We start from the raw sequence: 24,747 nt of genomic DNA, 5'->3' as shown, positions 1-24,747 counted from the left end.
GGCGCGCTAAGCGAAAGCTCGGGGTCATTCTCATCATTTCCTGCATGTGCGAGTGAAGCTCTTGTCCTGCGCGGCGGCGGCGAAGCCGCGCAGCCCCACGGTAAACCCGATGTTGGTCTCGGGTTCAAGGACCCTCGAGGACGTGAAGCGGCGCGTGACCGAAACCGTGATGTCCACGCATTCGTTGGTGTAGGTGATCCCCGCCCCCGCCCGGACGCTGCGATCGGTGGACGCGTCGAAGCGCCACTCGCCGCTGGCCGTCCAGTGCCGCGCGAAGCGGTATTCGCCGTCGAACGCCCATTCCGACACCGAGTCGGCCCGGTCCTCGACGGGATCGTCGGGCAGCCAGGTATAGGTCGCCCCGAGATCGGTGCGGGCGTTCTGCCAGCTTATCCGGGCCTCGGCCTTGGAGGCGTCAAGCTCGTCGTCGACGAGGCTGCGCCCGGTCACGACGAGCCCGGTATCGGTGCGCGCCTGCGCGGCCACCAGCAGGTCGGAGTTGCGGTCGCGCAGGCCCGAGGAGCGGCTGAACGTGGGCGTGCCGTCCGGCTCGCGCAGGCGGTCCTCGCGGATCACCTTGCCCAGCGCGAACCGCCCTTCCCAGCCCTGCGGCGAGATGCGCGTGTAGCTCAGCCCGACGGCACCGGCGACCCCGCGCTCGCGGCGGTCGGGGGCGGGGAAACGCGAGATGTTGAACAGGTTGCCCTCGTCGAACTCGACGGCGGTGCTCTCGTCCAGCGGCACGTCCGGGTCGGAGCCGCCCGACCAGGCAAGCTGCGCCACCGGCTCGATGACATGGGCGACGCCGCCGCGCGCCGTCTTCATCAGCGGCCAGCGCAGGCCGACCGCGGCGCGCGGCGTGATCTCGGTGGCCTGATCGTCCGCCGTGGCGCCGATCTGGGCGAACTCGAAATGGTCGATCGCGAGCCCCGCCTCGACCGTGGCCAGCACCCCCGCAGGCCCCGTCCACTGCCGCAGCCAGTCGGCCTGTGCGGTCAGGCGGGTCACGTCGCGTCCGTCGGCGAAGATGTCGAAATCAGTGCCGTCGGTGGTGTCGTCGGACGGGCGGTAATGGCTGTGGGCCAGCGCGGTGAGGCGCAGCTCGCCGCCCAGCCGGGACGGAAACACGCGGCGCGTGTACTCGCCGTTGGCGATGGTGCCGGGCAGGGTATCGTTGCTCTCGTCCTCGCGCAGGCTGTGGACATGGTCGAGCGCGAGCCGGACATACTCGTCGCGGCGCGCCCGCTCGGCCGAGATACCGCTCTGCAGCCGGTCCTTGTCGGAAAAGCCGTGGTCGAGCAGGAAGGTGTCGTCGCTGGTCAGCTCGACATCGAAGCGCAGGGTGAAATCGCGTGGCAGATCGAAACGGCCTTCGGCGAACAGGTAGCCGCGGGTCGAGCGCGAGCTGAAATCGTCATCGGCCACCGCCGTCTCGATCTCGATCTCGCCGGTGCGAAAAGCCTGCCGGTAGCGCAGGTCGAGCCGGCGCGAGTTCGTCGCCCAGAACGGCGCGATCGTGAGGTCGCTGTGATCGTTGAAGGCGATGAAAAAAGGTGTGCGCACGCCTGTGCCGAGCAGGCTGGAATTGACGAACTCCGGCGCGAGAAATCCGGTGGCGCGGTCCACCGAGCCGTCGGGCATCCGCAGCCGCGGCAGGTAGAACACCGGCGTGTCGAGCACGCGCAGTTGCGCATCGTAGAAATACAGCCGCCGTTTATCCTGATCGTGGATCATCCGCCGGGCACGTATCTGCCACAGCGGCGGCCGCCCCGTCTCGCAGACCCGGCACGAGGTGACAGACGCCTTGTAAAGCTCGGTCACGCGCGCGTCGGTGCGGCGCATCTGGTGCGCGGCAAGCTGGAGCTGGTCGTGCATCACCATGCGCGCGCCGCGCAGGATGCCGTTGACGAGGTCGCGGTCGAGCGTCGCGCTGTCGGCGACGACCACCGCTCCTCCGCCTTCTTCGGTGAGCGTGAGCGGCCCGGTGATCTCGATCCGGTCGGCGGTGCGGTCGTAGACGATCCGCCGCGCGGTGAGCCGCCGCCCGTTGTAGAACGCCTCGACATGGCCGCGCGCGATGAGGCGGTCCTGCGCATCGAGCATTACATCATCGGCCACCAGCATGGCCGGGTCGGGCGGCACGCCCTGTGCGACAGCCGGCCCCGCCGCGGCCAGGATCGCGCCCGCAAGCGCCAGGATGAGCCGCACCGCCCGCATCAGCCGTCCTCCAGGTGCAGGATGAGACCGATGGCGAGCAGCAGCGCCGCCACCGGCGGCACCCAGGCGGCGAGCGCCACCGGTATCTGTCCGTTCTCGCCCAGTATCTGCGCGAAATTGCGGAGATAGTGCAGGCCGAACCCCACCACCACCGCACCCAGCACGCGCAGCCCGACATTGGCCCCCCGCACATGGCCCATGGTGAACGCCGCCGCCATCAGCACCAGCGCCACGAGAAACAGCGGCCGCGCCAGCTCGCTCTGGTACCAGGTGGCGTAGCGGCGCGCCGAGAAGCCCGACGCCTCAAGCTGTGCGATGAAGGCGGGCAAATCCCAGACCGGGATGTAGCGGGGCTTGCCGAAACTGTCGAGGATGCGATCCTGCGTGAGATCCGACGGCAGCTCCATCGCCGCCACGCGCCGCGCCCCGGCTTCGGGGTTGCCGCCGCGGTCGAGCGTCCAGATCTTGACGTCCCGAAGCTGCCACGCACCCGCGCCCAGCCGGGCGGTGGCGGCGCTGATACGCCGCGCGGGCGTGCCGTCGGGGGCGAATTCGAGAAAGCTCGGATCGTGCAGCGTGCCGAGATCGGCGCTCGATCGTTCGGCAAAGATCACCGTCTGCCCGTCCTTGTCGCCCTGCCGCATCCAGAGCCCCTCGGAGGACAGCGCGAGCGCCGCGGTCTCGACCCCGCGAAAACGGTTGGACAGGTCGTGGTCGCGCTTGGAACTGGCGGCCACGATCGGATTGCCCACCGCCACCGCCAGCAGCCCCAGCACCACCGTGACGGCGACCGGCGCCATCAGCCCGCGCAGCGCCGAGCGCCCGGCGGCGCGCAGCACCACAAGCTCGGACGAGCGCGCCAGCCGCAGGAACAGCGCCACCGAGGCGAGGATCACCACCAGCGGCAGGATTTCGTAATTGGCCCAGGGCATCTCGAGCGCGACGATGCGGAGCACGTCGGTCAGCGGACGGTCGGGGAAATCGCCGAGCTTGTTCATCAGCTTGATCAGCGCCACCACCACCGCGAGCGGTACCGCCACGCCGGCAAAGGTCATCACGAAGCGCCGCGCGAGATAGGCGTGCAGGATCATGCGCCCGCCTCCGCCGCCCGCCGCCACGGGCGCATCGCCCCCGCGAGTCGCCGCCAGATCGCCGGGCGCTGGGCCAGCAACATGAGCATCGCCGCCAGCGCCAGACCCGCCAGTGACGGCAGGTAGAGCAGCGGCCAGAGCGCCGCGCTCGCCAGCACCGGGCCGAGCACCGCGCCCTCGATCACCTTGAGCCCGACCACCAGGCCGAACGCCACCAGCACCTGCCGCCAGACGCCGAACCGGCTGAACGCGCCCACGAGCAGCGTGGCGAACCCCACGAGCGCCGCCACGAGACACATCAGCGCCGAGGTGACGCGGCCGTGCAGTTCGGCCATCACGGCGCCGGGCGTGGCCCCCGTGCGCGCCGCCACCGCCGCCGGATCGCGCAGCATCGCGGCCGTCGCGGCAAAGGCCACCTTGTCGAGATTGATCGCGTCACGGCTTATGAGGCTGCTGACGTCGTGGGAAAAATCCTCGAAATGGGTGGTGAAGAGCGTCTGCTCCGGCTGCTGCACGATCTGCGCCAGCCCCGCCACCATGACCAGCCGCGTACCGGCCGGATCCTGCACGAGATAGGCGCGCGAGGAGGTGTAGGTCACCGCGCGCGCCGGATCGCGCCGGTCCGACAGGAACACGTCGCGCAACTCGCCCTCCGGGGTGATATCGCGGATGTAGAAGGTGATGCCCGGGGCCGGGTGCAGGAATTCGCCCGCCGTCAGGAGCTGCGCGGTGATGTTGCGCGACACCTCGTCCTCGCGCAGGCGCAACTGGCTCAGGCTGTTGGGAATCAGCAGATGCGCCAGCACCGACATCATCAGCGCCACCATCCCCCCGAAGACCAGCACCGGCCGCGCCAGACGCCACGGCGAATAGCCGGTGGCCTGCACCACCGCGAGTTCGCTGTCGGACGACAGCCGGTACACCACATAGACCGCCGCCGCGAAGGCGGCGATCGGCAGCATGCCGCCGATCACCGCCGGCAGGGTCAGCGCGGTGAATTCGAAAAAGACCCACGCGGGCTGGCCGTCGCCGATCAGCTTGTCGAACATGCGTACCGCCTGGTTGATCCAGAAGATCGACACCAGGACGAGCGCAAAGAAGCCGAACAGCACCATCAATTGCGACAGCATGTATCTGTCGAACCTGGTCACATTTCCCCCCCGCGGCAGCAGACTTGCCTCGCAACCTAGCGGAATTGGCAGCGGGGGAAAACTGCTAACTGGCCATCGGCGGCGGCACGCGCTACGTCTGGCGAAAACATGAAAAGGAGCCTTGACGCATGACCTCTCCCGCCGACGTCCGTTTTGCCGAAACCGACCTTGATGCCATCGCCGACGCCGAGGGGCGCGTGGCCGTGTTCGTGACGCCGGAGGGCAAGCTCGACCCCGGCGGGCGGCGGGTCAACCGGCTGACCAGGGGGGCGCTCGCGCGGCTGATCGAGGGCGGCGCGCTGGAAGACAAGGAGGCGGGCGACGTGCTCAGCCTCGACTGGCCCTCCGGGCTGGCGGCGCGGGCGCTCGATGTGGTGGTGCTGCCGCGCAACGCCGACGCGGAGACGAGCCGCCGCGCGGGCGTGGCGCTGGGCCGCGCCAAGGGCGACAAGCCGCTCACGATCCTCGGCGGCACGCTCAGGCGGCCCGCCGAGGTGGCGCTGGGCGCGGTGCTGCGGGCCTATGAATTCGCCGCCCACAGGACCGGCGAGACCGAAGCACCCGGCGACATCGCCGTGATGGTGCGCGACCCCGGCGCCGCCGAGGCCGATTTCGCCCCGCTGCGCGAGGTGGCGGGCGGCGTGTTCCTCACCCGCGATCTGGTGAACGCGCCCGCCAACCACCTGACCACCACCGCCTTCGCCGCCGAGATCGAGGCGCTGTCGGCGCTGGGCGTCAAGGTCACCATGCTGGACGAGGCGGAGATGGAGCGGCAGGGCATGGGCGCGCTGCTGTGCGTGGGTCAGGGCAGTGCGAGCCCCTCGTATCTCGCGGTGATGGAGTGGCAGGGCGGCGGCGACGCGGCGCCGCTCGCGCTGGTCGGCAAGGGGGTGGTGTTCGACACCGGCGGCATCTCGATCAAGCCGGCGGCGGGCATGGAGGACATGACCATGGACATGGGCGGCGCCGGCGTCGTTACCGGGGTCATGCGGGCGCTGGCCGGGCGCAAGGCCCGCGCCAATGTCGTGGGCCTCGTCGGGCTGGTTGAGAACATGCCCTCGGGCACCGCCGTGCGCCCCGGCGACGTCGTCACCTCGATGAAGGGCGACACGGTCGAGGTGATCAACACCGACGCCGAGGGGCGGCTCGTGCTGGCGGACGTGCTGTGGTACGCGCAACAGACCTACAAGCCCCGCGCCGTGATCGACCTCGCCACCCTCACCGGCGCGGCGATCATCGCGCTCGGCCACGAGAACGCGGCGGCGCTGTCGAACGACGACGCGCTGTGCGACGCGGTGCTGCGCGCCGCCCGCACCGAGGGAGAGGGGCTGTGGCGGCTGCCGCTGGGCAAGGGCTATGCCAAGGCGCTCAAGAGCCGCATCGCCGATGTCAAGAACGTCGGCGGGCGGCCCGCGGGCACGATCACGGCGGCCGAGTTCCTGCACCGCTTCATCGAGGAGGGTACGCCGTGGGTGCATCTCGACATCGCCGGCATGGCGAGCGTCAAGGCCGAGAGCGTCCACGCCCCCGAAGGCGCGAGCGGCTGGGGGGTGCTGACGCTCGACCGGCTGGTGCGCGACCGCTTCGAGGAGGGCTGATGGGCGCGGCCTATTTCTACCACCTGACGCGCCGCCCGCTGGAGGCCACCCTGCCGGTTTTGCTGGAGAAAGCGCTGGCGGCGGGCTGGCGCGTGGCGGTGCGCGGGCGCGAGCCCGAGCGGATGGACTGGCTGGATGCGCGGCTGTGGCTGGGGCCGGAGGACGCGTTCCTGCCGCATGGCCGCGCGGGCGGGCCGCATGACGCGTTGCAGCCGGTGCTGCTGACGACCGCGGCGGAGCGGCCCAACGGCGCGGTCTGCGTGATGGCGGTGGACGGGGCAGAGATCATGCCGGAAGAGGTGCAGTCGCTGGAGCGGGTGTGCGTCCTCTTCGACGGCAATGACGAGGCCGCGAAAGAGGCCGCGCGCGGGCAGTGGCGGACGCTCACCGCAGCCGGCTGCACCGCGCAATACTGGTCCGAAGCGTCTGGAAAATGGGAGAAAAAGGCCGAGGCGTGACCGGCCCCGCCCCTTACCAGACATCCGCCCGGTCGAGCGCCGCCGCGCAGACCGGCACCCCGGACAGCCCCGGTATCGCGGCCCCGGTCAGCGACTGCCCGAGCCACCCCTCCGGCGCACTGAGGACGTGCGGCGGGGGCACCTCTGCTGCGCTGACAGGGACGAATCCCACCCGTCGGTAGAACGCCGGATCGCCGTAGGTCAGCGCCACGGCGACCCCCTCGGCGCGCAGCGCCGCCAGCGCATGGCGCAACATCCCCTGCCCCACGCCGCGGCCCTGCCAATCCGCCGCGACCGCCATCGGCGACAGCAGCATCACGCGGGGTGCCTGCCCGGGATAGACCAGCGGGGTGAAGATCGCCGCGCCGATCACGCGGCCCGCCGCCTCGGCACGGAACACACGGAGATCGGATGCGGGCGTGCGCGCCAGCAGATCGTGCGCCAGCCCGGCGACGACCTGCCCCTCCTCCGCGCCCTCCGACGCGGTGAAGGTGTCGCGAAACAGCGCGGTGATCGCCGCCTCGCGGCCCGCATGTCCCTGAATCATGTCCATGACGCCCCCCGGAGCACAAAGGGCCGCGCCCATCGCCGGGCGCGGCCCTCGCTGTCCGTCAACCCGGGCCGTTCAGCCGACCAGTTCGAGCCCCGAGAAGAAATAGGCGATCTCGACCGCCGCCGTCTCGGGCGCGTCCGAGCCGTGGACCGAGTTCTCGCCGACCGATTCCGCGAATTCCGCGCGGATCGTGCCCGCGGCTGCATCGGCGGGGTTGGTGGCCCCCATCACTTCGCGGTTTTTCGCGATCGCGCTCTCGCCTTCCAGCACCTGAACCACCACCGGCGCAGAGGCCATGAAGTCGCACAGTTCGCCGTAAAACGGGCGCTCCTTGTGCACGGCATAAAAGGTGCCCGCCTGCGCCGGGGTCATCTGGATGCGCTTCTGCGCGATGATGCGCAGGCCGGCCTCCTCGAACTTGGCGTTGATCCTGCCGGTCAGGTTGCGACGGGTGGCGTCGGGTTTGATGATGCTAAGGGTGCGTTCCACAGCCATTTTCAGCCTCTTTTCAGGGTGATGCCACCGGGACACACCCCGCGCGGCTTGATCGCGGCTCCGATAGCATGGCGCTCTGGTCTTGAAAAGCCGCGATTGACTGTGCCCCGCGCATCGGGCATCCCGCGGCCATGCTGCGCATCGACGACATCACCTACGCCATCGCCGGTCACCGGCTGTTCGAGAACGCCTCGGCCCTGATTCCCGAGGGGCACAAGGTCGGGCTCGTGGGGCGCAACGGCACCGGCAAGACCACGCTGTTTGGCCTGATCCGGGGCGAGATGGCGCTGGAGGGGGGGGCGATCACCCTGCCGCCGCGCGCGCGGATCGGCGGCGTCGCGCAGGAGGTGCCGGGCAGCGATGTATCGCTCCTCGACACCGTGTTGAGCTTTGACACGGAACGCACTGAATTACTTGTACAATCCGAAGCCGAGACCGATGGCGCCCGGATCGCGGAAATCCAGACCCGGCTCGCCGATATCGACGCCTGGTCCGCCGAGGCGCGGGCGAGCGCGATCCTCAAGGGGCTGGGCTTTGACGATGCCGAACAGCAGATGCCGTGCAGCGCCTTTTCGGGGGGCTGGCGGATGCGGGTGGCACTGGCCGGTGTGCTCTTTGCCGCGCCCGACCTGCTCTTGCTCGACGAGCCCACCAACTACCTCGATCTCGAAGGGGCGCTGTGGCTCGAAAACTACCTCGCACGCTACCCGCATACCGTGCTGATCATCAGCCACGATCGCGGACTGCTCAACCGGGCCGTCGGCTCCATCCTGCACCTAGAAGACCGGAAACTCACGCTTTATCAAGGGGGTTACGACAGATTTGCCGAGACCCGCGCCGCGCGCATCGCGGCCGCGCAATCCGAAGCCAAGAAGCAGGAGGCGCGGCGCGCGCACCTGCAATCCTATGTCGACCGGTTCCGCTACAAGGCCGACAAGGCGAAGCAGGCGCAGGCGCGGATCAAGGCGCTGGCGCGGATGCAGCCCATCGCGGCCCCGCAGGAAGCGGCGCTGAGGCGGTTCACGTTCCCGGAGCCGGAGGCGCTCTCGCCGCCGATCCTGCGGCTGGAAGGGGCGGCTGTGGGCTATGACGGCAAGGCGGTGCTGAGCCGTCTCGATCTGCGCATCGACCAGGATGACCGGATCGCGCTTCTGGGTCGTAACGGCGAGGGAAAATCCACGCTTTCCAAGCTTTTGGCGGGCAAACTTGATCTTATGGACGGTCGCGTCCACAAGGCCGGACGGCTGCGTGCGGGGTATTTCGCACAGCACCAGGTGGACGAGCTGCATATCGACGAAACCCCCCTCGATCACATCCGCCGGATGCGCCCCACCGAGCCCCCCGCGCGGCTGCGCGCGCGGCTGGCGGGCTTTGGCATTGGCCCACAACAGGCTGAAACAATTGTGGAAAACCTGTCCGGTGGACAGAAGGCGCGGCTGTCGCTGATGCTCGCCACGGTGGATGCGCCGCATATGCTGATCCTCGACGAGCCGACCAACCACCTCGATATCGAGAGCCGCGAGGCGCTGGTCGAGGCGCTGACCGCCTATACCGGCGCGATCATCCTGGTGAGCCACGACATGCACCTGCTGAGCCTCGTGGCGGACCGGTTGTGGCTGGTGGGGGACGGCACGGTGACACCCTACGAGGGTGATCTCGACAGTTATCGGTTGATGCTTCTTGCCCCTCAGGACAACATGAGGAAAGCCGCGCAAAAGCCTGCAAAGAAAAAAGAAAAGCCGTCCCGCGACACGGTCCTCCGGCTGCGGCAGGAGGTGCGCGCCTGCGAGGCGCGGGTCGAGAAGCTGATGGAAATGGAGGGCAAGGTGGCCGTCAAGCTTGCCGATCCCGACATCTACGAGGACCCCGGCACGCTGGCCACATGGCAGCGCAAATACGCCGAGATCGAGGCCGGAATCGCCCGCGCCGAGAGCCTGTGGGAGACCGCCCTGTCGCGGCTTGAAAAGGCCGAAGGCTGAGCGCGATCCGCACGGTTCAAGGTGCGAACCGCACGGTTCAGAGCGAGCTGCGCGCGGTGCCGTCAGGATTCGGCAACCGCCGCCTTTGGGCGAATCCCAGGGCACCGACCATGACCGCCACGGCGAGCGCCGCCACCCGGCCGCCGGGCGTGACGATCCAGACACCGGAGAGGATCAGCGCGAGTGTCGCCGCCACCCAGATCGCGTCCCCAATGCTGAAGAACAGCACCTCCGCGCGCCGCGGCACGCGCCCGCCGCGCACACTCAGCCATAGGAGCGCGGCGTTACCGATGAGCCCCGCCCCGAGCACGGCGATGAGCCAGGCGGGCGGCGTGCCGAGCGCCGCCGCCACCACCCCCGGCATCGCCAGGAAGAGCATCCCGAATCCGAGGCACGACGCTGCGTTGAGGCGCAAGACGGTTGCAAGTGTCATGGCGGACCTCCATCATTGTCAACATGATTGACAAGATATCGGAGCGCCAGCGAATGTCAACAAAGTTGACGAGCGGAAAGGTGACGACGGACATGGCGGACAGCTTGACCCTGTCCCTCTACCACGCCGCGCGCGGCTATCAGGACCGGGTGACGCGGCGGCTGTCGGAGGTGCTGGCCCGCGCACACGGCATCGCGCTCAGCCCCGCGCAGCTCGGCTTTCTGGCGGCGCTGATCTGCGGCGAGACGACCACCTCGGAGGTTGCCCGCCGCACCGGGGTGAGCCGGCAGGCGGCGCACCGGCAGGCGGCGGCGCTGGCGGAGTTGGGGTATCTCGCGCTGACCCCCGATCCGGCCCGGCGCAACCAGAGCATTGTGACGTTTACCGGGACCGGCGTGCGGCTGATGGCGCTCTGCCGCGAGATCCTGGCGGGGTGGGACCGGGCGCTCGGGGAGGAGGCCGAAACGCTGGCGCGGGCGGCGGCGATCATGGCGACGGCGCTGACGGAGGGGGATGGCTGAGACCGGTGCCCGGGGGGCGGGATTTGGCCTGGAGGGGACATTCAGCGCGCCGGGTGAGGAGCCGCGCGAGGGTCCGACCGCGGGTGGGCGCTCCAACGATGAAACGGCGCGCTTTATGGTGCCATATACTCCTGCGTTATCAATAACTTGAGACGTAGAAAAGCGCCCGCCCGTCACGCCAAAGGCGTGCCGCTTATACCGGCGCACCTCCGGTGCGACGGGGCGGGTCATGCCGGAGGCATGCCTTCGGCATGACCGCTCGCGCGGCGGCGGGCAAGCCCGCCTTGATTCCGCGCGGGGTGGGTGGCGAATGGCAGGTATAGGCCATCCCCCCCCCCCCGCGCCGCCTCGATGGCCACGCCCGGCCCCGCCGCCGTCACGCTCCGGGCTCCCGGTGCCGGGGTCCGTGCGCTCTTTCCTCTTGTCCGCTTTCCCCCTATTCCGGCGGCATGATCCTGCGCGCCCTCCTCCTCGCCATGTCCCTCGGGCTCGCCGCCGCCCCGGCGCGGGCCGATTGCGTGGTGCTGCTGCACGGGCTGGCGCGCAGCGACGCCTCCTTTCTGGTGATGGAGGAGGTTCTGGAGCGCCGGGGCTTTGACGTCTATCGCCCCGACTATCCCTCCACCGAGGATCGCATCGCCCGGCTGGCCGGGGATATCCTGCCCTTTGCCTTCCGGGTCTGCGGCGAGACGACCACCCATGTGGTGACCCATTCCATGGGCGGCATCCTGCTGCGCTACTGGCTGGCCGGAACCCGCCCCGGCAACCTGGGCCGTGTGGTCATGCTCGCCCCGCCCAACCACGGCAGCGAGCTGGTGGACGAGCTGGGCGGGCTGGAGCTTTTCGAATGGCTCAACGGCCCGGCGGGGATGCAGCTCGAAACCGGCCCCGAGGGCCTGCCCGAGACCCTGCCGCCGGTGGATTTCACGCTCGGCGTGATCGCCGGAAACCGTTCGCTCAACCCGTATTTCTCGTCGCTGATCGAGGGGGCGGACGATGGCAAGGTCTCGGTCGCCTCGACCCGCGTGGCGGGCATGGCCGATCACATCACCCTACCGGTCACCCACACGTTCATGATGAACAATCCGCTGGTGATCGCGCAGGTGGCGGAGTTCCTGATCCATGGCCGGTTCGATCACGACCTGACGCTGCCGGACGTCATCTTCGGGCGCGGCGAATGAGCGGGCTGGAGATCACGCTCACCGGGGCAGACTTCCTCTGGCCCGGCGGCCCCGGTCCCGGCCCGCTCACGATCCGCGACGGGCGGATCGCCGACACGCCCGCGCCGCGCCGGGTGGACCTCGCGGGGTTTCTCGTGCTGCCGGGGATGGTGGACGCCCATGGCGACGGGTTCGAGCACCACCTCGCGCCGCGGCGCGGCGCGCTGACCGAACCGGCCCTCGGCCTGCCCGCCGCCGAGGCGGAGCTGGCGGCGAGCGGCATCACCACCGCCATGCTGGCGCAGTTCGTCAGTTGGGAGGGCGGGATGCGCGGGCCCGAATTCGCCGCCCGGATGCTCGCCGCGCTGGATCGGGCGCGCGACACCCTCGCCACCGACCTGCGCGTGCAGCTCCGGCTGGAGACCATGTTCCTCGACGCCTACCCCGCGCTTGAGGAGATGGTCGCGCGTCACCGCATCGGCTATGTCGTGTTCAACGATCACGTCCCCCACGCCGCATTGGCCGCGGGCAAGCGCCCGCCGCGCCTGACCGGTCAGGCGCTCAAGGCCGGGCGCAGCCCCGAGGCGCATCTTGCCCTGCTCCGGCACCTGCACGGCAACGCCGCCGGCGTGCCCGCCGCGCTCGACGCTCTCGCCGCGCGGCTCATCGCGCAGGGCGTGCGCCTCGGCAGCCACGACGACAGCACCGCGGCGGAGCGCCGCGCCGCCCATGCCCGCGGCGCGCATATCTCCGAGTTCCCCGAGAGCGTGGCCGCGGCCGAGGCGGCCCGCGAAATGGGCTGTGCGGTGGTGATGGGCGCGCCCAACCTGGTGCGCGGCGGCTCGCACAAGGGCAACGCGGGCGCGCGCGAGATGGTGGCCGCCGGTCTGGTCACCGCGCTTGCCTCGGACTACCACCCGCCGTCGCTGGCCCGCGCGGCCTTTGCCCTCGTCGATGCCGGTCTGTGCGACCTCGCGGCGGCGTGGCGCCTTGTGTCGCGCGGGCCCGCGCGGATGCTGGGGCTGGAGGATCGCGGCGCGTTGCGCCCCGGCCTGCGCGCCGATCTGACGGTGATCGAGCCCGCCACCCGCCGCGTCGCGGCCACGATCAGCGGCGGGCGGGTGAGCTATCTCGCGGGCGAGGCGGCGGCGCGGTTCCTTGGCTAGAGCGCGCCGGCGTTCAGGCGCAGTCACGCGACACGCTTGTCTTATGCTGAACCCGGCTCTTGTGCGAAGAAAGAGCCGGCGCGCGCCATGCCATTTATGGCGGTGGCGGTGGCCGGAGTGTCCGGACGTGACCGCGAACCCGACGGGCAGGCGAGGTGCCTCCACCGCAGCATGGGTTTTCGGGGTCGGGCCGTCTATGGAGCGGTCGAATTCGGCAGTTTCAGGCCGCCGTTTCGAGAGGTCGCGGCGACGTGCGTGGAGATATGCGCGACTGCATCGTGAGGGTTGCGATTGGCCTGTTGCGGCCATTCGCCTCCCTGGTCCCGGCGCGGAATCGAGGCCGAAGGCCGCCGCGCCCGATCCGCACCGGCAAACCCCGCCTGTTAGCGCCACCAAGATTGCAGGCCGCGCGCCCCTCGCCTAAGACGGCGGCAAATCACGAGGATCGAGGGAGTCGCCACCATGTCGCAGGCCGCGCAGAGAGAGCAGATCGCCATGGGCGAGGGATTCATCGCCGCGCTCGACCAGTCCGGAGGCTCGACGCCGAAGGCGCTGCGCCTCTACGGCATCCCCGAGGACCGCTACGCGACCGAGGCCGAGATGTTCGACCTCGTCCACGCCATGCGCGCGCGCATCGCGCAGGCCCCGGCCTTTGCCGGCGACAAGGTGCTGGGCGCGATCCTCTTTGAGATGACCATGGACCGCGAGATCGGCGGGAAACCCTCGGCGCGGTACCTGTGGGAGGAACGCGGCGTCGTGCCGTTCCTCAAGGTCGACAAGGGGCTGGCGGAGCCGGAAAACGGCGTGCGGCTGATGAAGCCGATGCCCGGTCTCGACGCGCTGCTCGACCGCGGCGTGGCGGCGGGCATCTTCGGCACCAAGATGCGCTCGGTGATCGACGCCGCCGACGCCGCCGGGATCGCCGCCGTCGCGGATCAGCAATTCGCGGTGGCGCGGCAGATCCTCGGCCACGGCCTCGTGCCGATCATCGAGCCGGAGGTGACCATCTCGATCCCCGACAAGGCCGAGGCCGAGACGATGCTGAACACCGCGCTCACCGCCCGGCTCGACGCGCTGCCCGAGGAGGCCGAGGTGATGCTCAAGCTCACCCTGCCCGAGACCGCCAATCTCTACGCCGGCCTCGTCTCGCACCCGCGCGTGCTGCGGGTGGTGGCGCTGTCGGGCGGCTACAGCCGCGACGAGGCCAACGCGCGGCTGGCGCGGAACAGCGGCATGATCGCCAGTTTCAGCCGCGCGCTGACCGAGGGGCTCTCGGCGGACCAGTCCGACGACGCGTTCAACGCCACGCTCGCGGCCTCCATCGACAGCATCCGAAGCGCTTCGATGGCGGGCTAGAGTATCCGCTTGATCAAGACGGATACTCTGGCTGTTTGATTTCGCATGTTCGAGGAGCTCAAAACCGGGTCCCGTTCCCGAGCAACATGCTCTAGCCGCGCACGAGGGAAGGTCCGCGTAGCCGGAATTTTCAAAAAATTCCGTTCAGGAAAGTTTTGAACTTTCCTGTCTGCCGCCAGTGGCGCGCCCCTCAGCCGCCCTTGAGCCGCTTGAGAAGCACCACCTCGCTGTCGGGCGCGATGGGCTGGAACCAGCTATCGTTATAGATGCGCCCGTCGATGGAGACCGATACGCCGCGTTCCAGCTCGGGGCGCAGGCCGGGGAATTTCTCCCCCAGCCCGTCGAGCAATTCGCGCAAGGTCCGGGCCTCGACCTCGACCTTGCGCGCGCCCTCCGCCTGATCGGCGAGCGAGCCCCAGAGCAGCACCTCGACCATCAGCCCTCCGCTTTGGCCTGAACTGCCGCAAGCACGCGCGGCGGCGACATCGGCAGTTGCGTCATCCGCACGCCCGCCGCCGCCGACACCGCATTGGCGATGGCCGCGAGGGGCGGCACGATCGAGGTCTCGCCCACCCCGCGCACGCCGTAGGGGTGGCCGGGATTGGGGATCTCCAAGATCACCGTGTCGATCATCGGCAGGTCCGAGGCCACGGGAATGCGGTAGTCGAGGAAGCCGGCGTTTTGCAGGATGCCATCCTCGCCGTAGATGTACTCCTCGTTCAGCGCCCAGCCGATGCCCTGCACGGCCCCGCCCTGAAACTGCCCCTCGACGTAGGAGGGATGCACCGCCTTGCCGGCGTCCTGAAACACCGTGTAGCGCAGGATCTTCGTCGATCCGGTGTCGCGGTCAAGCTCCACATCCACCATATGGGTGGCGAAACTCACCCCCGCGCCTTCGGCATTCACCTCGTGATGCCCGGCAATCGGCCCGCCGGTATTCGAGGCGATGGCGGCGATCTCCTTGAGCGTCATGGGCGGGAATTTCCCGGCATTGGGCCCGGCGGGGCGCGCGGCACCGTCTTCCCATTCCACGGCCTCTTCGTCGATGCCCCAGACCATCGCCGCGCGGCGGCACATCTCCTTTTTCGCGGCTTCGGCGGCCTTGATCGTGGCCAGCCCCACGGCAAAGGTCACGCGGGAGCCGTCCGTCACCTCGTTCTGCCCCAATGATCCGGTATCGGCGATGATCGTGCGGACCTGATCGTAGGGGATGCCCAATTCCTCGGCCGCCATCATCGTCATCGACGCGCGCGAGCCGCCGATATCGGGGTTGCCTTCCGACACGGTCACCGTGCCGTCGGGCGTGATGTTGAGCGACACGCAGGTATCGCCGCCGAAGTTGAACCAGAAGCCGCAGGCGACGCCCCTGCCCTGATTTTTGCCCAGAGGGGCGGACCAGTGCGGATGCGATTTCGCCGCCTCCAGCGTCGCCTTGAGGCCGATGGCGGGATAGGTCGGGCCGTAGGACGCCCTGGTCCCCTCATCCGCCCCGTTCATCAGCCGCACTTCCAGCGGATCGAGGCCGAAACCCCTGGCCGCCTCGTCAATCGCGCTCTCGATGGCGTAGGCGGCCATCGGCGCGCCGGGGGCGCGGTAGGCGGCGGCCTTGGGCCGGTTGGTGACCACGTCCCAGCCCACGGTCTTGACGTTTTCCAGATCATAGGGCGCAAAGCCCGACATCGCGCCCATGTCCACCGGAGAGCCCGGATAGGCCCCGCCCTGATAGCGCAATTCGGCGAAACCGGCGGTGATCTTGCCGTCCTTGGTCATGCCGATCCTGACGTCGATGGAGGTCGAGGAGGTCGGCCCGGTGGCGCGCAGCACCTCGGAGCGGCTCATCACCATCTTGACCGGGCGGCCCGCCTTCCCGGCCAGCATCAGTGCGACCGGCTCAAGGAACACCACCGTCTTGCCGCCAAAGCCGCCGCCGATCTCGGAGGCGGTGACGCGCAACTGCCCCTGCTCCATGCCCAGAATGGCGGCGCAGGTGTTGCGCACCATGTAATGCCCCTGGGTGCAGACCCACAGATCGGCGCGGCCATCCGAGCCCATCGTGGCGAGACAGGCATGCGGCTCGATATAGCCCTGATGGGTGGCCGCGGTGCGATAGGTGCGCTCGACCACGCGGTCGGCCTGTTTCAGCCCCGCCTCGATATCGCCATGCCCGAATTCCGAGCGCGCGATGACATTGGCCGACATGCCCGCAGGCACGGTTTCCTGTTGGCGGCCCTCGTGCAGCACCGGCGCGTCGGGACGGGTCGCCGCGTCCACGTCCGTCACATGCGGCAGCACCTCGTATTCGACCTCGATGAGCTTGAGCGCCTTGCGCGCCACCGCCGGGCTGCTGGCCGCGACGGCGGCCACCGCGTGGCCATCGTACATCGCCTTGTCGCCCGCCATGCAATTGTCCAGCACATCGGCCACGTCCTCGGGCACGTCGCCGAAATCGGCGCGCGTCACCACCGCCTTGACGCCCGAAAGCGCCTCGGCCCTGGACGTGTCGATCCTGACGATGCGCGCATGGGCGTGGGGGCTGCGCAGGATGCGCCCGGTCAGCATGCCCGGCAGAACCATGTCGGCACCGAAGCGCGCGCGCCCGGTCACCTTGTCGATCCCGTCGGGGCGGTCGGGGCGGGTGCCCACGACCTTGAATTCGCGGGGTTTCCTGGTGTCATCCAATGCCATTACGATGCCCTCCGCATGTCCGCCGCCGTTTCCATCACGGCGCGGATGATCTTGTCATAGCCGGTACAGCGGCACAGATTGCCCGCCAGCCAGTAGCGCACCTCCTCCTCGCTCGGGTCGGGGTTGCGCTCCAGCAGCGACTGCGCCGCGACGAGGATGCCCGGCGTGCAGATGCCGCATTGCAGGGCCGCCATCTCGATGAATTTCTGTTGCAACGGGTGCAGTTGATCGCCGGTGGCCATGCCCTCGATGGTGGCGATGTCGCGGCCCTCGGCCTCGGCCCCCAGCATCAGGCAGGAGCAGACCAGACGGCCATCGACGGCCACCGAACAGGCCCCGCAATCGCCGGTGCCGCAGCCTTCCTTGGTGCCGGTGAGGCCCAGCCGGTCGCGCAGCACGTCGAGCAGCGTGTCCTCGGCCTCGCACAGGAATTCGGTGTCGTCGCCGTTGATCCGGGTGGTTACGTGTAGCTGGCTCATGCTGTCTCTCCTTTCGCGCGCGCCGCCGCGATCACCGCCGCGCGGCGGGCCAGGACGCCCGCCACATGCTTGCGGAAATCGACCGTGCCGCGCTTGTCGTCTATGGGTGTGGCCGCCGCGGAACAGGCCGCCGCCAGATCGCTGAGTGCCGCCTCGTCGAGCACGCGGCGCGTGATCGCCTGCGCCGCGTCCCCGACCAGCATCACCTTGGGGCCGACCGCGCCGAGCGACACCCGCGCCGCGCTCACACGATCCTCCTCGTCGAGGCTCAGCGAGATGCCGCAGCCGACCACCGCGATATCCATTTCGGTGCGCGGGATGAAGCGCAGGTAGGCGTCGCCCGAGCGCTGCCCGCGCGCGGGCAGCAGGATCGAGGCAATGAATTCGCCCGGTTCCAGCGCCGTCTTGCCCGGCCCCTGCGGCACGTCGATGACGGCCAGATCGCGTGTGCCCTGCGGCCCGACGATCCGCGCCACCGCCCCGGCGGCGACCATGGCGGGCACCGAATCGGCGGCGGGCGAGGCGTTGCACAGGTTGCCCGCCAGCGTGGCGCGGCCCTGCACCTGCGTCGAGCCGATCAGCCCCGCCGCCTCGACCACGCCGGGCCAGTCGGCGACAAGCCCCGCATGCTCGGACATCTCGGCACCCGAGACCGCCGCCCCGATGCGCCAGCCGCCGTCTTCTGTGCGAATGTCCTTCATCCCGTCGATGCGCTTGATATCGACGATCATACCGGGCTCGATCATCTCCGAGCGCAGCTTTACCAGCAGGTCGGTGCCGCCCGCCAGAACATGCGCGCCCGCCTGACCCGCAAGGGTGGCGACCGCGTCCTCCACGCTCAAAGGCGCCTCGTATCGCATGGCTTGATCCTTTCGCTCTGCCGTCCGCACGGGCGATCCGTGCGGACCCGTCCGACCGCGACTATCCCGCAAACGGACCCCATGTGCAAACCGGTTCGTGCCACGATCCGGCCTGCAAACGGCAACGAAAAAATCACTTTTCGACGTTACCAGAGGTGAGAGACAGTCCCCGGGAGCGCCCATGCCACATCCGACCGACCGCTCTGTCACGCCGCCGCGCCATGCCCGCCTGTTCGAGTTGTTGCGCCAGCAGGAGTACGCCCGCGCCGTTGCCGCCCGCCTCGCCGCACGGCCACCGGCGACCGTCGAGGCGACCGCCCCGCTCGCCCGTCTGAACGGCCACAGCCTGTTGGGCCGCGCGGCGCGGCATGGCTGAGGCCGGCGGGACCGGCGGGACCGGCGCGGGCCGGCGCAGACGCCGTCGCGTTCACACGCCGTCCTGTTCCTTGAGCAGCCCCGTCAGGCGCGGCCCGCGCCAGCCGGTGCGCAGGCGGCCACGCACGCTCTCGTGGATGCGCTCGGACATGTCGCGCCCGACGGTGCGCGGCGCGCGCAGCAGCAGCACCTTGCTCCACCCCGCCCATGTGCCCAGCGAGGGTGCATCCACATCCTGCGGGAAGCGCGCGCGCCAGCCCTCGGGCAGCGCCAGGCCACAGCCCTCCATCCGCTCCAGCATCCACACCAGCGGGATGTTCGACAGCGGCCGCGCCGCGTGAAAGCCGCAAAGCTGCCCGCCGACATCCGAATGGCAGCCGCGGAACCAGACCTGCTCGACATGGCCGTCAAAGCCGGGCGGGCATTCCCAGAGCACCGGCGTGTAGGCGCGCCGCGTCTCATCGAGCGCCAGCGCGTGGTAGCCGTGCCGGGTGGTATGCCCGAGGTGATGGCTGTGAAAGCCGTGCCGGTCGGCGCGGAAATACCGCAGAAGCGGCACGCGCAGGCCCAGCGCCTTTACGGTGTCCCACACGCCGATCATCTCGACATGGGTGTCGGCATGGCAATGGACGCGCGAAAAATCGCGCGCGGCATCGTTGCCGGGGGCGCATTCGTAGTGCCGCCACGCGGCGCGCACGTTGCGTTCGGTCGCCATCTCCGAGCGCAACAGGCCGATCATGTCGATCACCCCCGCGAGCGAGCGCACCGCGTAGGCGCCGCGCGAATACCCGATCAGGAATATCCGGTCGCCGGGGCGGTGGCGGCTGGACAGGTAGCCATAGGCGCGGCGGATCTGCCGGTTGATGCCGCGCCCGAGGATGATGTCGCCGGTGGCGCGCCAGTCGCGCCACTGAATCCCCGCTTCGTAGAACAGCGACAGGTCCGGCCCCGCCACCTCGCGCAGCAGCTTGTAGGTCAGGCCGGCGTTGGTCTCGCAGCCGGTGGCCAGCGTCGACATGGTGCCGTCGAGAATCAGCACATGATCGACCGGCCCGCGCCGCGGCCCGGCAGCGGTATGCTCCTCGGTCGGGCCGGGGCGCAGCCAGTCATAGATCGCCCGTGTCCAGTCGCGCCAGACCATCGCTCACCCGTTCGCCAAGTCGCGGGGTCATGCCCCGCACGCCTTCAATATAGGCGAAGCACAGTGAAAAAATCCTGAAATACCGTCAAATTGATCGTGATCGCGCCATCACAGCCGCGCCACCGTCACCACGTCGCGCAGCCCGTAGCCGTTGAACGGCGTGCTCAGGCTGCGGGTATAGGCCCCCATCCCGTCGATCAGCAGGTGATCGCCCTCTTCGATGTCGCCGGGCAGCGGCAGCGGGTCGGGCAGCCGGTCGATGCTGTCGCAGGTGGGGCCGAACACCACCCGCCCGATCGCCGCGCCGCGCCGGTCGCGGCCATCGGGCGCGATCACCCGGATGCGGTCGGGCGCGCCGATGTCGCGGATCTCGGTCAGGCCGCCATAGACGCCGTCGTTGAGGAACACCGCGCCGTCCGCGCGGACCGACTTGACGCGCACCGCCATGCTGAACGCCTCGGCCACCATGGCGCGGCCCGGTTCGCAGACGAGCGTCGGGGCTCGCGTGCCGAACTGCCGCGCCACCTGCGCGCCGATATGGTCGAACACCGCCGCCAGGTCCGGCACCGCGCCGGTGCGGTGCGAGGCGAAACCGCCACCGACATTGAGCCGCATGAGCCGCACGCCCGCGGCCCGCGCCACATCGGCGGCGGCGGCGATATAGCTGCCCCAGGCGTTCGGGTCGGCGCATTGCGTGCCGGGGTGAAAGGTCAGCGACGGGGTGAAACCGCGCGCCATCACCGCGCGCAGCAGGTCCGCCGCCGGCTCCGGGGCCAGCCCGAACTTGGCCCCGAAATCATAGGCCGCGCCGGACACCGGCAGCGCCAGCCGCACGCTGATCTCCGACCCCTCCGGCACCGCGCCGCACAGCTTGTCGAATTCACGCGCGCAATCCACCGAATACGCGCGCACGCCCAGCCCCGCGGCCTCTGCCACCTCGGCGGGGCTGCGCACCGGGTTGTGGTAATGCAGCACCGCGCGGCCCGAGACCGCGCGCACCGCGTGCATTTCGGCGGGGCTCGCCACGTCGAAGGCGTCGATGCCCGCCGCCACCAGATTGGCCAGCACCTCCTCGCCCGGGTTGGCCTTGACCGCGTAGGTCACGAGGCCCGGAAACCCGGCCTGAAACGCGCGCGCCGTGGCCTGCAACCGGTCCGGCGAGAAATAGAGCACCGGCGCATCCGGGGCCAGCCGGGCCAGGTGGGTGACGGGATCGGGCCAGGGTTCGGCGTGCTGCATCGGGGGCCTCTTCGCTGTTTTTTTCCAAGTTTGCCCCAGGGACTTGTCGATTCATCGTGTCACTTCGTATAATATGGCAATCATGAATGGCGAAACGACGTTGCTGTTATGCAGATTGACGACACGGACCGCGCGCTGATCGCGCTCTTGCAGGAGAACGCCCGCGCGCCCGTGGCCACGCTCGCGCGGCGCATGGGGCTCGCGCGGACCACCGTGCAGGCGCGGCTCGACCGGCTGGAATCGGCGGGCGCGATCGCGGGCTACGCCCTGCGCCTCGGCGACGCCGCGCGTCCGGGCCTGCGCGCCACGGTGCTGCTGAGCATCGAGCCGCGCGCCGGTCCGGCGGTGCTCTCGCGGCTCCGCTCCCTGCCCGGCGTGCGCCGCGTGCACACCACGTCCGGCCGCTTTGACATGATCGTGACGCTGGAAGCGGACAGCACCGCGGCGCTCGACGACACGCTCGACCGCATCGGCGAGGCGCGCGGCGTGCGCGGCTCCGAGAGCCTCATCCACCTGGCCACAAAGATCGACCGGGGCGCATGACGGCGGGCCACCGGCCCTGGAGTATTTTTGCCAAGAAGAAACAGCGCCTGCACAGATTCGGCGGCGCTTTGGCTTTTCCTTCCCGCGCACATTCGTTAAGCCACGGCAAACCCGTGATCTTGCAGGGATGATACGTCATGGCGATGGACAAGACATTCAACGCGGCCGAGGCCGAGGCGCGGCTGTACCAGGCGTGGGAAGAGGCCGCGGCGTTTGCCGCCGGGGCCAACGCGCGGGAGGGGGCCGGGGCGTTCTCGATCATGATCCCGCCGCCCAACGTGACCGGCAGCCTGCACATGGGCCACGCCTTCAACAACACGTTGCAGGACATCCTCACCCGCTGGCACCGGATGCGCGGGCACGACACGCTGTGGCAGCCCGGCACCGATCATGCGGGCATCGCCACGCAGATGGTCACCGAAAAGGAAATGGCCGCCAATGGCGAGCCCACGCGCTTGGAAATGGGCCGCGACGCCTTTGAGCGCCGCGTCTGGCAGCAGAAGATCAAGTCGCGCGGCACGATCATCGGGCAGTTGAAGCGGCTGGGGGCCTCCTGCGACTGGTCGCGCGAAGCCTTTACCATGTCGGGCGCGCCCAACGCACCCGAGGGCGAGGACGGCAATTTCCACGACGCCGTGATCAAGGTCTTTGTCGACATGTATCACAAGGGGCTGATCTATCGCGGCAAGCGGCTGGTGAACTGGGACCCGCATTTCGAGACCGCGATTTCCGACCTGGAGGTCGAGAATACCGAGGTGCCGGGTCATATGTGGCACTTCAAGTACCCGCTGGCGGGGGGCGAGACCTATACCTACACCGAGCGTGACGAGGACGGGACTGTGCTGTTCGAGGAAGAGCGCGATTACATCTCGATCGCCACGACGCGGCCCGAGACGATGCTGGGCGACGGCGCGGTGGCGGTGCACCCAAGCGATGAGCGCTATGCCCCCATCGTCGGCAAGCTGTGCGAGATCCCGGTGGGGCCGAAAGAGCACCGCCGCCTCATTCCGATCATCACCGACGACTATCCCGACCCGGATTTCGGCAGCGGCGCGGTCAAGATCACCGGCGCGCATGACTTCAACGATTATGCCGTGGCGCAGCGCGGCGGCATCCCGATGTACCGGCTGATGGATACGCGCGCGCATATGCGCGACGACGGGGCCCCTTATGCCGAATGCGCCGCCCGCGCGCAGCAGATCGCCGAGGGTGCGGCGTTCACCATCGAGGAGGTGGACACGTTAAACCTGGTGCCCGATCACCTGCGCGGGCTGGACCGGTTTGCGGCGCGTGAACAGGTGGTCGAGGAAATCACCGCCGAGGGGCTGGCGGTGATGGTGCCCGTCCCTGACGCGTCATCCTCGCATGGGAATGACGTGGTCTTGGTTCCGCTGGTCGAGGCCAAACCCATCATGCAGCCGTTCGGCGACCGCTCCAAGGTGGTGATCGAGCCGATGCTGACCGATCAGTGGTTCGTCGATACCGCCCGGATCGTTCAGCCCGCGCTCGATGCCGTGCGCTCGGGCGAGGTGACGATCCTGCCCGAGGCGGATCGCAAGGTCTATTTCCACTGGCTGGAGAATATCGAGCCGTGGTGCATTTCGCGGCAGTTGTGGTGGGGGCATCAGATCCCGGTGTGGTACGGGTTCGACCTCAACTCGCCCGACTTCCGCGATGACGAGGGCGATGGCGCGCTCGACCTCGTGGAAATGCTGCGCGGTCTGAACGAGGGGCATACCGGCCACCTGATGCGATGCGGTGAGGATTTCGACGCGGTCTCCGACGCCTGGCACGACACGCTGGCGGCGCTGCCGGTGCCGCTCGCGGCGATGCCGGTGGTCGAGGTCGCAAGCCGCGAGGAGGCGCTGCATCGACTGGCCTCTGCGCTGGCCGATTACACGGCCTCGCAGGACCCGACGCACCTGATCTACCCGGTCTGGCGAGACGCGGATGTGCTCGACACCTGGTTTTCGTCCGGGCTGTGGCCGATCGGGACGCTGGGCTGGCCCGAGGACACGCCGGAATTGCGCAAGTATTTCCCCACCTCGGTGCTGATCACCGGCTTCGACATCATCTTCTTCTGGGTCGCCCGGATGATGATGATGCAATACGCGGTGGTGGGACAAAAGCCGTTCTCTCATGTCTATGTCCACGCGCTGGTGCGCGACGAGACCGGCAAGAAGATGTCCAAGTCGCTTGGCAACGTGCTCGACCCGCTGGATCTCATCGACGAATACGGCGCGGATGCGGTGCGCTTTACCCTCACGGCGATGGCCGCCATGGGGCGCGACCTGAAGCTCAGCAAGGAGCGCGTCGCGGGCTATCGCAACTTTACCACCAAGCTGTGGAACGCAGCGCGGTTTGCCGAGATGAACGCGGCCACGGGCTCGGGCGGGGCGGTGCCGGCGCCCGAGGCCACGGTCAACAAGTGGATCATCGGCGAGACCGCCAAGGCGCGGGTGGCGGTGGACGAGGCGCTGGAGAACTTCCGTTTCAACGATGCGGCCAACACGCTCTACAGCTTTGTCTGGGGCACGGTCTGCGACTGGTATGTGGAGTTTTCCAAGCCGCTCCTGATGGATGGCGACGACGCCACCAAGGCCGAGACGCAGGCCACCATGGCCTGGGTGATCGACCAATGCCTGATCCTGCTGCATCCGATCATGCCGTTTGTCACCGAGGAGTTGTGGGGCACGCTGGGCACGCGTCAAAAGATGCTGGTCCACGCAGATTGGCCCGGTTATGGCGCGGATCTGGTGGACAGTGCCGCCGACCGCGAGATGAACTGGGTGATTTCGCTGATCGAGCAGATCCGCTCGGCGCGGGCGCAGATGCATGTGCCTGCCGGGCTGCATGTGCCGCTTCTGGTGACGGAACTGAGCGAGGCGGGCCGTGCGGCCTGGGCGCGCAACGAGGTGATGATCAAGCGGCTGGCGCGGATCGAGAGCCTGACCGATGTGGACGCCTTCCCCAAGGGCTGTGTGACGGTGACGGTGGAGGGCGGCAGTTTCGGCCTGCCGTTGGCGGATATCATCGACGTGGGCGAGGAAAAGGCACGGCTGGAAAAGACGCTGGCCAAGCTGGAGAAAGAGCTGGGCGGGCTGCGCGGGCGGCTGAAGAACCCGAAATTCGTCGAAAGCGCGCCCGAGGCGGTGGTGGCGGAGACCCGCGAGAACCTCGCCCTGCGCGAGGACGAAGAGGCGAAGCTGCGCGCCGCCCTCGACCGGCTCGCCGAGCTTGGCTGACG

The 24,747-nt window shown here is 69.1% G+C and carries 22 protein-coding genes; 10 read left to right on the top strand and 12 right to left on the bottom strand.

Features of this window, described 5'->3' with window-relative positions; translation table 11 throughout:
* Positions 1-33: 33 nt before the first annotated feature.
* The 3 genes from ACFFU4_RS00550 to ACFFU4_RS00540 are packed head-to-tail and all read right to left on the bottom strand — an operon-like array spanning position 34 to position 4,438.
* Complete coding sequence (locus ACFFU4_RS00550; protein ID WP_377065958.1) at positions 34-2,217, bottom strand: LPS-assembly protein LptD; 2,184 nt, start codon at positions 2,215-2,217, stop codon at positions 34-36.
* Positions 2,217-3,308, bottom strand: a complete 1,092-nt coding sequence (gene lptG, locus ACFFU4_RS00545; RefSeq protein WP_377065956.1) for an LPS export ABC transporter permease LptG — start codon at positions 3,306-3,308, stop codon at positions 2,217-2,219. Before lptG ends, ACFFU4_RS00550 begins: the two co-directional genes overlap by 1 nt.
* Positions 3,305-4,438 carry an LptF/LptG family permease gene (locus tag ACFFU4_RS00540; protein WP_377065990.1) on the bottom strand — a complete coding sequence of 378 codons (1,134 nt, stop codon included), beginning with the start codon at positions 4,436-4,438 and terminating at the stop codon, positions 3,305-3,307. Before ACFFU4_RS00540 ends, lptG begins: the two co-directional genes overlap by 4 nt.
* Positions 4,439-4,587: 149 nt before the next feature.
* Here ACFFU4_RS00540 and ACFFU4_RS00535 point away from each other — a divergent pair, with 149 nt between their 5' ends.
* Together ACFFU4_RS00535 and ACFFU4_RS00530 are read left to right on the top strand one after the other, a co-directional pair.
* Positions 4,588-6,057 (top strand): leucyl aminopeptidase, encoded by a 1,470-nt coding sequence (locus tag ACFFU4_RS00535; RefSeq protein ID WP_377065954.1) that lies wholly within the window; start codon positions 4,588-4,590, stop codon positions 6,055-6,057.
* A complete protein-coding gene (locus ACFFU4_RS00530) occupies positions 6,057-6,515 on the top strand; it encodes a DNA polymerase III subunit chi (protein ID WP_377065952.1) in 459 nt (152 codons plus the stop codon). The genes ACFFU4_RS00535 and ACFFU4_RS00530 overlap by 1 nt, the downstream gene beginning before the upstream one ends.
* A gap of 13 nt (positions 6,516-6,528) precedes the next feature.
* Here ACFFU4_RS00530 and ACFFU4_RS00525 read toward each other — a convergent pair whose 3' ends face one another.
* Together ACFFU4_RS00525 and ndk are read right to left on the bottom strand one after the other, a co-directional pair.
* Positions 6,529-7,068: a GNAT family N-acetyltransferase gene (locus ACFFU4_RS00525; RefSeq protein ID WP_377065950.1), complete on the bottom strand. Its 540-nt coding sequence runs from the start codon at positions 7,066-7,068 to the stop codon at positions 6,529-6,531.
* Between the two features lie 72 nt (positions 7,069-7,140).
* Positions 7,141-7,563 carry a nucleoside-diphosphate kinase gene (ndk, locus tag ACFFU4_RS00520; protein WP_377065948.1) on the bottom strand — a complete coding sequence of 141 codons (423 nt, stop codon included), beginning with the start codon at positions 7,561-7,563 and terminating at the stop codon, positions 7,141-7,143.
* A 131-nt stretch (positions 7,564-7,694) separates the two neighbouring features.
* On the opposite strand from ndk, the gene ACFFU4_RS00515 reads away from it, so the two are divergent.
* Positions 7,695-9,542, top strand: coding sequence for an ABC-F family ATP-binding cassette domain-containing protein (locus ACFFU4_RS00515; RefSeq protein WP_377065946.1), 1,848 nt, complete (start codon positions 7,695-7,697; stop codon positions 9,540-9,542).
* A gap of 37 nt (positions 9,543-9,579) precedes the next feature.
* Here the strand turns inward: ACFFU4_RS00515 and ACFFU4_RS00510 are convergent, their stop codons facing one another.
* On the bottom strand, positions 9,580-9,975 hold the full coding sequence (locus ACFFU4_RS00510; protein WP_377065944.1) for a hypothetical protein: 396 nt from the start codon (positions 9,973-9,975) through the stop codon (positions 9,580-9,582).
* A 92-nt stretch (positions 9,976-10,067) separates the two neighbouring features.
* Here ACFFU4_RS00510 and ACFFU4_RS00505 point away from each other — a divergent pair, with 92 nt between their 5' ends.
* From ACFFU4_RS00505 to ACFFU4_RS00490, 4 genes are all read left to right on the top strand, one after another.
* Positions 10,068-10,496, top strand: coding sequence for a MarR family transcriptional regulator (locus ACFFU4_RS00505; protein ID WP_377065942.1), 429 nt, complete (start codon positions 10,068-10,070; stop codon positions 10,494-10,496).
* A gap of 449 nt (positions 10,497-10,945) precedes the next feature.
* Entirely contained in the window at positions 10,946-11,677 is a 732-nt protein-coding gene (locus tag ACFFU4_RS00500) for an alpha/beta hydrolase (protein WP_377065940.1), read from the top strand.
* On the top strand, positions 11,674-12,822 hold the full coding sequence (locus ACFFU4_RS00495; protein ID WP_377065938.1) for an alpha-D-ribose 1-methylphosphonate 5-triphosphate diphosphatase: 1,149 nt from the start codon (positions 11,674-11,676) through the stop codon (positions 12,820-12,822). Before ACFFU4_RS00500 ends, ACFFU4_RS00495 begins: the two co-directional genes overlap by 4 nt.
* A 462-nt stretch (positions 12,823-13,284) precedes the next feature.
* Positions 13,285-14,178, top strand: coding sequence for a fructose bisphosphate aldolase (locus ACFFU4_RS00490; protein ID WP_377065936.1), 894 nt, complete (start codon positions 13,285-13,287; stop codon positions 14,176-14,178).
* Between the two features lie 190 nt (positions 14,179-14,368).
* On the opposite strand, the gene ACFFU4_RS00485 is transcribed toward ACFFU4_RS00490, so the two are convergent.
* Genes ACFFU4_RS00485 through ACFFU4_RS00470 form a run of 4 tightly spaced genes read right to left on the bottom strand, consistent with a single transcriptional unit; the run spans position 14,369 to position 18,202 of the window.
* Positions 14,369-14,614 carry a MoaD/ThiS family protein gene (locus tag ACFFU4_RS00485; protein WP_377065934.1) on the bottom strand — a complete coding sequence of 82 codons (246 nt, stop codon included), beginning with the start codon at positions 14,612-14,614 and terminating at the stop codon, positions 14,369-14,371.
* Positions 14,614-16,863: a xanthine dehydrogenase family protein molybdopterin-binding subunit gene (locus tag ACFFU4_RS00480; RefSeq protein WP_377065932.1), complete on the bottom strand. Its 2,250-nt coding sequence runs from the start codon at positions 16,861-16,863 to the stop codon at positions 14,614-14,616. Before ACFFU4_RS00480 ends, ACFFU4_RS00485 begins: the two co-directional genes overlap by 1 nt.
* Positions 16,863-17,342: a (2Fe-2S)-binding protein gene (locus tag ACFFU4_RS00475; protein WP_350136469.1), complete on the bottom strand. Its 480-nt coding sequence runs from the start codon at positions 17,340-17,342 to the stop codon at positions 16,863-16,865. Before ACFFU4_RS00475 ends, ACFFU4_RS00480 begins: the two co-directional genes overlap by 1 nt.
* Positions 17,339-18,202, bottom strand: a complete 864-nt coding sequence (locus tag ACFFU4_RS00470) for an FAD binding domain-containing protein (RefSeq protein ID WP_377065929.1) — start codon at positions 18,200-18,202, stop codon at positions 17,339-17,341. Before ACFFU4_RS00470 ends, ACFFU4_RS00475 begins: the two co-directional genes overlap by 4 nt.
* Positions 18,203-18,383: 181 nt before the next feature.
* Between ACFFU4_RS00470 and ACFFU4_RS00465 the strand changes: the two genes are divergently transcribed.
* Positions 18,384-18,578 carry a hypothetical protein gene (locus ACFFU4_RS00465; protein ID WP_377065927.1) on the top strand — a complete coding sequence of 65 codons (195 nt, stop codon included), beginning with the start codon at positions 18,384-18,386 and terminating at the stop codon, positions 18,576-18,578.
* 51 nt (positions 18,579-18,629) lie between these two features.
* On the opposite strand, the gene ACFFU4_RS00460 is transcribed toward ACFFU4_RS00465, so the two are convergent.
* Positions 18,630-19,718 carry a T6SS phospholipase effector Tle1-like catalytic domain-containing protein gene (locus ACFFU4_RS00460; protein WP_377065925.1) on the bottom strand — a complete coding sequence of 363 codons (1,089 nt, stop codon included), beginning with the start codon at positions 19,716-19,718 and terminating at the stop codon, positions 18,630-18,632.
* 108 nt (positions 19,719-19,826) lie between these two features.
* A complete protein-coding gene (locus ACFFU4_RS00455; protein ID WP_377065923.1) occupies positions 19,827-20,957 on the bottom strand; it encodes a type III PLP-dependent enzyme in 1,131 nt (376 codons plus the stop codon).
* Between the two features lie 108 nt (positions 20,958-21,065).
* Between ACFFU4_RS00455 and ACFFU4_RS00450 the strand changes: the two genes are divergently transcribed.
* Both ACFFU4_RS00450 and ACFFU4_RS00445 read left to right on the top strand, forming a co-directional pair.
* Entirely contained in the window at positions 21,066-21,500 is a 435-nt protein-coding gene (locus ACFFU4_RS00450) for an Lrp/AsnC family transcriptional regulator (protein ID WP_377065921.1), read from the top strand.
* 137 nt (positions 21,501-21,637) lie between these two features.
* Entirely contained in the window at positions 21,638-24,745 is a 3,108-nt protein-coding gene (locus ACFFU4_RS00445) for a valine--tRNA ligase (protein WP_377065918.1), read from the top strand.
* The last annotated feature ends 2 nt before the right edge of the window (positions 24,746-24,747 follow it).

The organism is Roseovarius ramblicola, assembly GCF_042430665.1.
Taxonomy (GTDB): Bacteria; Pseudomonadota; Alphaproteobacteria; order Rhodobacterales; family Rhodobacteraceae; genus Roseovarius; species Roseovarius ramblicola.
Note: the sequence above shows the minus strand (reverse complement) of the source record. Positions and strands in the feature narration are given on the sequence as shown.

What these genes read in the sequence shown, in the direction of transcription:
- ACFFU4_RS00550 (WP_377065958.1), bottom strand. Translation starts at nt 2,217, where the DNA reads ATGCGGGCGGTGCGGCTCATCCTGGCGCTTGCGGGCGCGATCCTGGCC.
- lptG (WP_377065956.1), bottom strand. Translation starts at nt 3,308, where the DNA reads ATGATCCTGCACGCCTATCTCGCGCGGCGCTTCGTGATGACCTTTGCC.
- ACFFU4_RS00540 (WP_377065990.1), bottom strand. Translation starts at nt 4,438, where the DNA reads ATGCTGTCGCAATTGATGGTGCTGTTCGGCTTCTTTGCGCTCGTCCTG.
- ACFFU4_RS00535 (WP_377065954.1), top strand. Translation starts at nt 4,588, where the DNA reads ATGACCTCTCCCGCCGACGTCCGTTTTGCCGAAACCGACCTTGATGCC.
- ACFFU4_RS00530 (WP_377065952.1), top strand. Translation starts at nt 6,057, where the DNA reads ATGGGCGCGGCCTATTTCTACCACCTGACGCGCCGCCCGCTGGAGGCC.
- ACFFU4_RS00525 (WP_377065950.1), bottom strand. Translation starts at nt 7,068, where the DNA reads ATGGACATGATTCAGGGACATGCGGGCCGCGAGGCGGCGATCACCGCG.
- ndk (WP_377065948.1), bottom strand. Translation starts at nt 7,563, where the DNA reads ATGGCTGTGGAACGCACCCTTAGCATCATCAAACCCGACGCCACCCGT.
- ACFFU4_RS00515 (WP_377065946.1), top strand. Translation starts at nt 7,695, where the DNA reads ATGCTGCGCATCGACGACATCACCTACGCCATCGCCGGTCACCGGCTG.
- ACFFU4_RS00510 (WP_377065944.1), bottom strand. Translation starts at nt 9,975, where the DNA reads ATGACACTTGCAACCGTCTTGCGCCTCAACGCAGCGTCGTGCCTCGGA.
- ACFFU4_RS00505 (WP_377065942.1), top strand. Translation starts at nt 10,068, where the DNA reads ATGGCGGACAGCTTGACCCTGTCCCTCTACCACGCCGCGCGCGGCTAT.
- ACFFU4_RS00500 (WP_377065940.1), top strand. Translation starts at nt 10,946, where the DNA reads ATGATCCTGCGCGCCCTCCTCCTCGCCATGTCCCTCGGGCTCGCCGCC.
- ACFFU4_RS00495 (WP_377065938.1), top strand. Translation starts at nt 11,674, where the DNA reads ATGAGCGGGCTGGAGATCACGCTCACCGGGGCAGACTTCCTCTGGCCC.
- ACFFU4_RS00490 (WP_377065936.1), top strand. Translation starts at nt 13,285, where the DNA reads ATGTCGCAGGCCGCGCAGAGAGAGCAGATCGCCATGGGCGAGGGATTC.
- ACFFU4_RS00485 (WP_377065934.1), bottom strand. Translation starts at nt 14,614, where the DNA reads ATGGTCGAGGTGCTGCTCTGGGGCTCGCTCGCCGATCAGGCGGAGGGC.
- ACFFU4_RS00480 (WP_377065932.1), bottom strand. Translation starts at nt 16,863, where the DNA reads ATGGCATTGGATGACACCAGGAAACCCCGCGAATTCAAGGTCGTGGGC.
- ACFFU4_RS00475 (WP_350136469.1), bottom strand. Translation starts at nt 17,342, where the DNA reads ATGAGCCAGCTACACGTAACCACCCGGATCAACGGCGACGACACCGAA.
- ACFFU4_RS00470 (WP_377065929.1), bottom strand. Translation starts at nt 18,202, where the DNA reads ATGCGATACGAGGCGCCTTTGAGCGTGGAGGACGCGGTCGCCACCCTT.
- ACFFU4_RS00465 (WP_377065927.1), top strand. Translation starts at nt 18,384, where the DNA reads ATGCCACATCCGACCGACCGCTCTGTCACGCCGCCGCGCCATGCCCGC.
- ACFFU4_RS00460 (WP_377065925.1), bottom strand. Translation starts at nt 19,718, where the DNA reads ATGGTCTGGCGCGACTGGACACGGGCGATCTATGACTGGCTGCGCCCC.
- ACFFU4_RS00455 (WP_377065923.1), bottom strand. Translation starts at nt 20,957, where the DNA reads ATGCAGCACGCCGAACCCTGGCCCGATCCCGTCACCCACCTGGCCCGG.
- ACFFU4_RS00450 (WP_377065921.1), top strand. Translation starts at nt 21,066, where the DNA reads ATGCAGATTGACGACACGGACCGCGCGCTGATCGCGCTCTTGCAGGAG.
- ACFFU4_RS00445 (WP_377065918.1), top strand. Translation starts at nt 21,638, where the DNA reads ATGGCGATGGACAAGACATTCAACGCGGCCGAGGCCGAGGCGCGGCTG.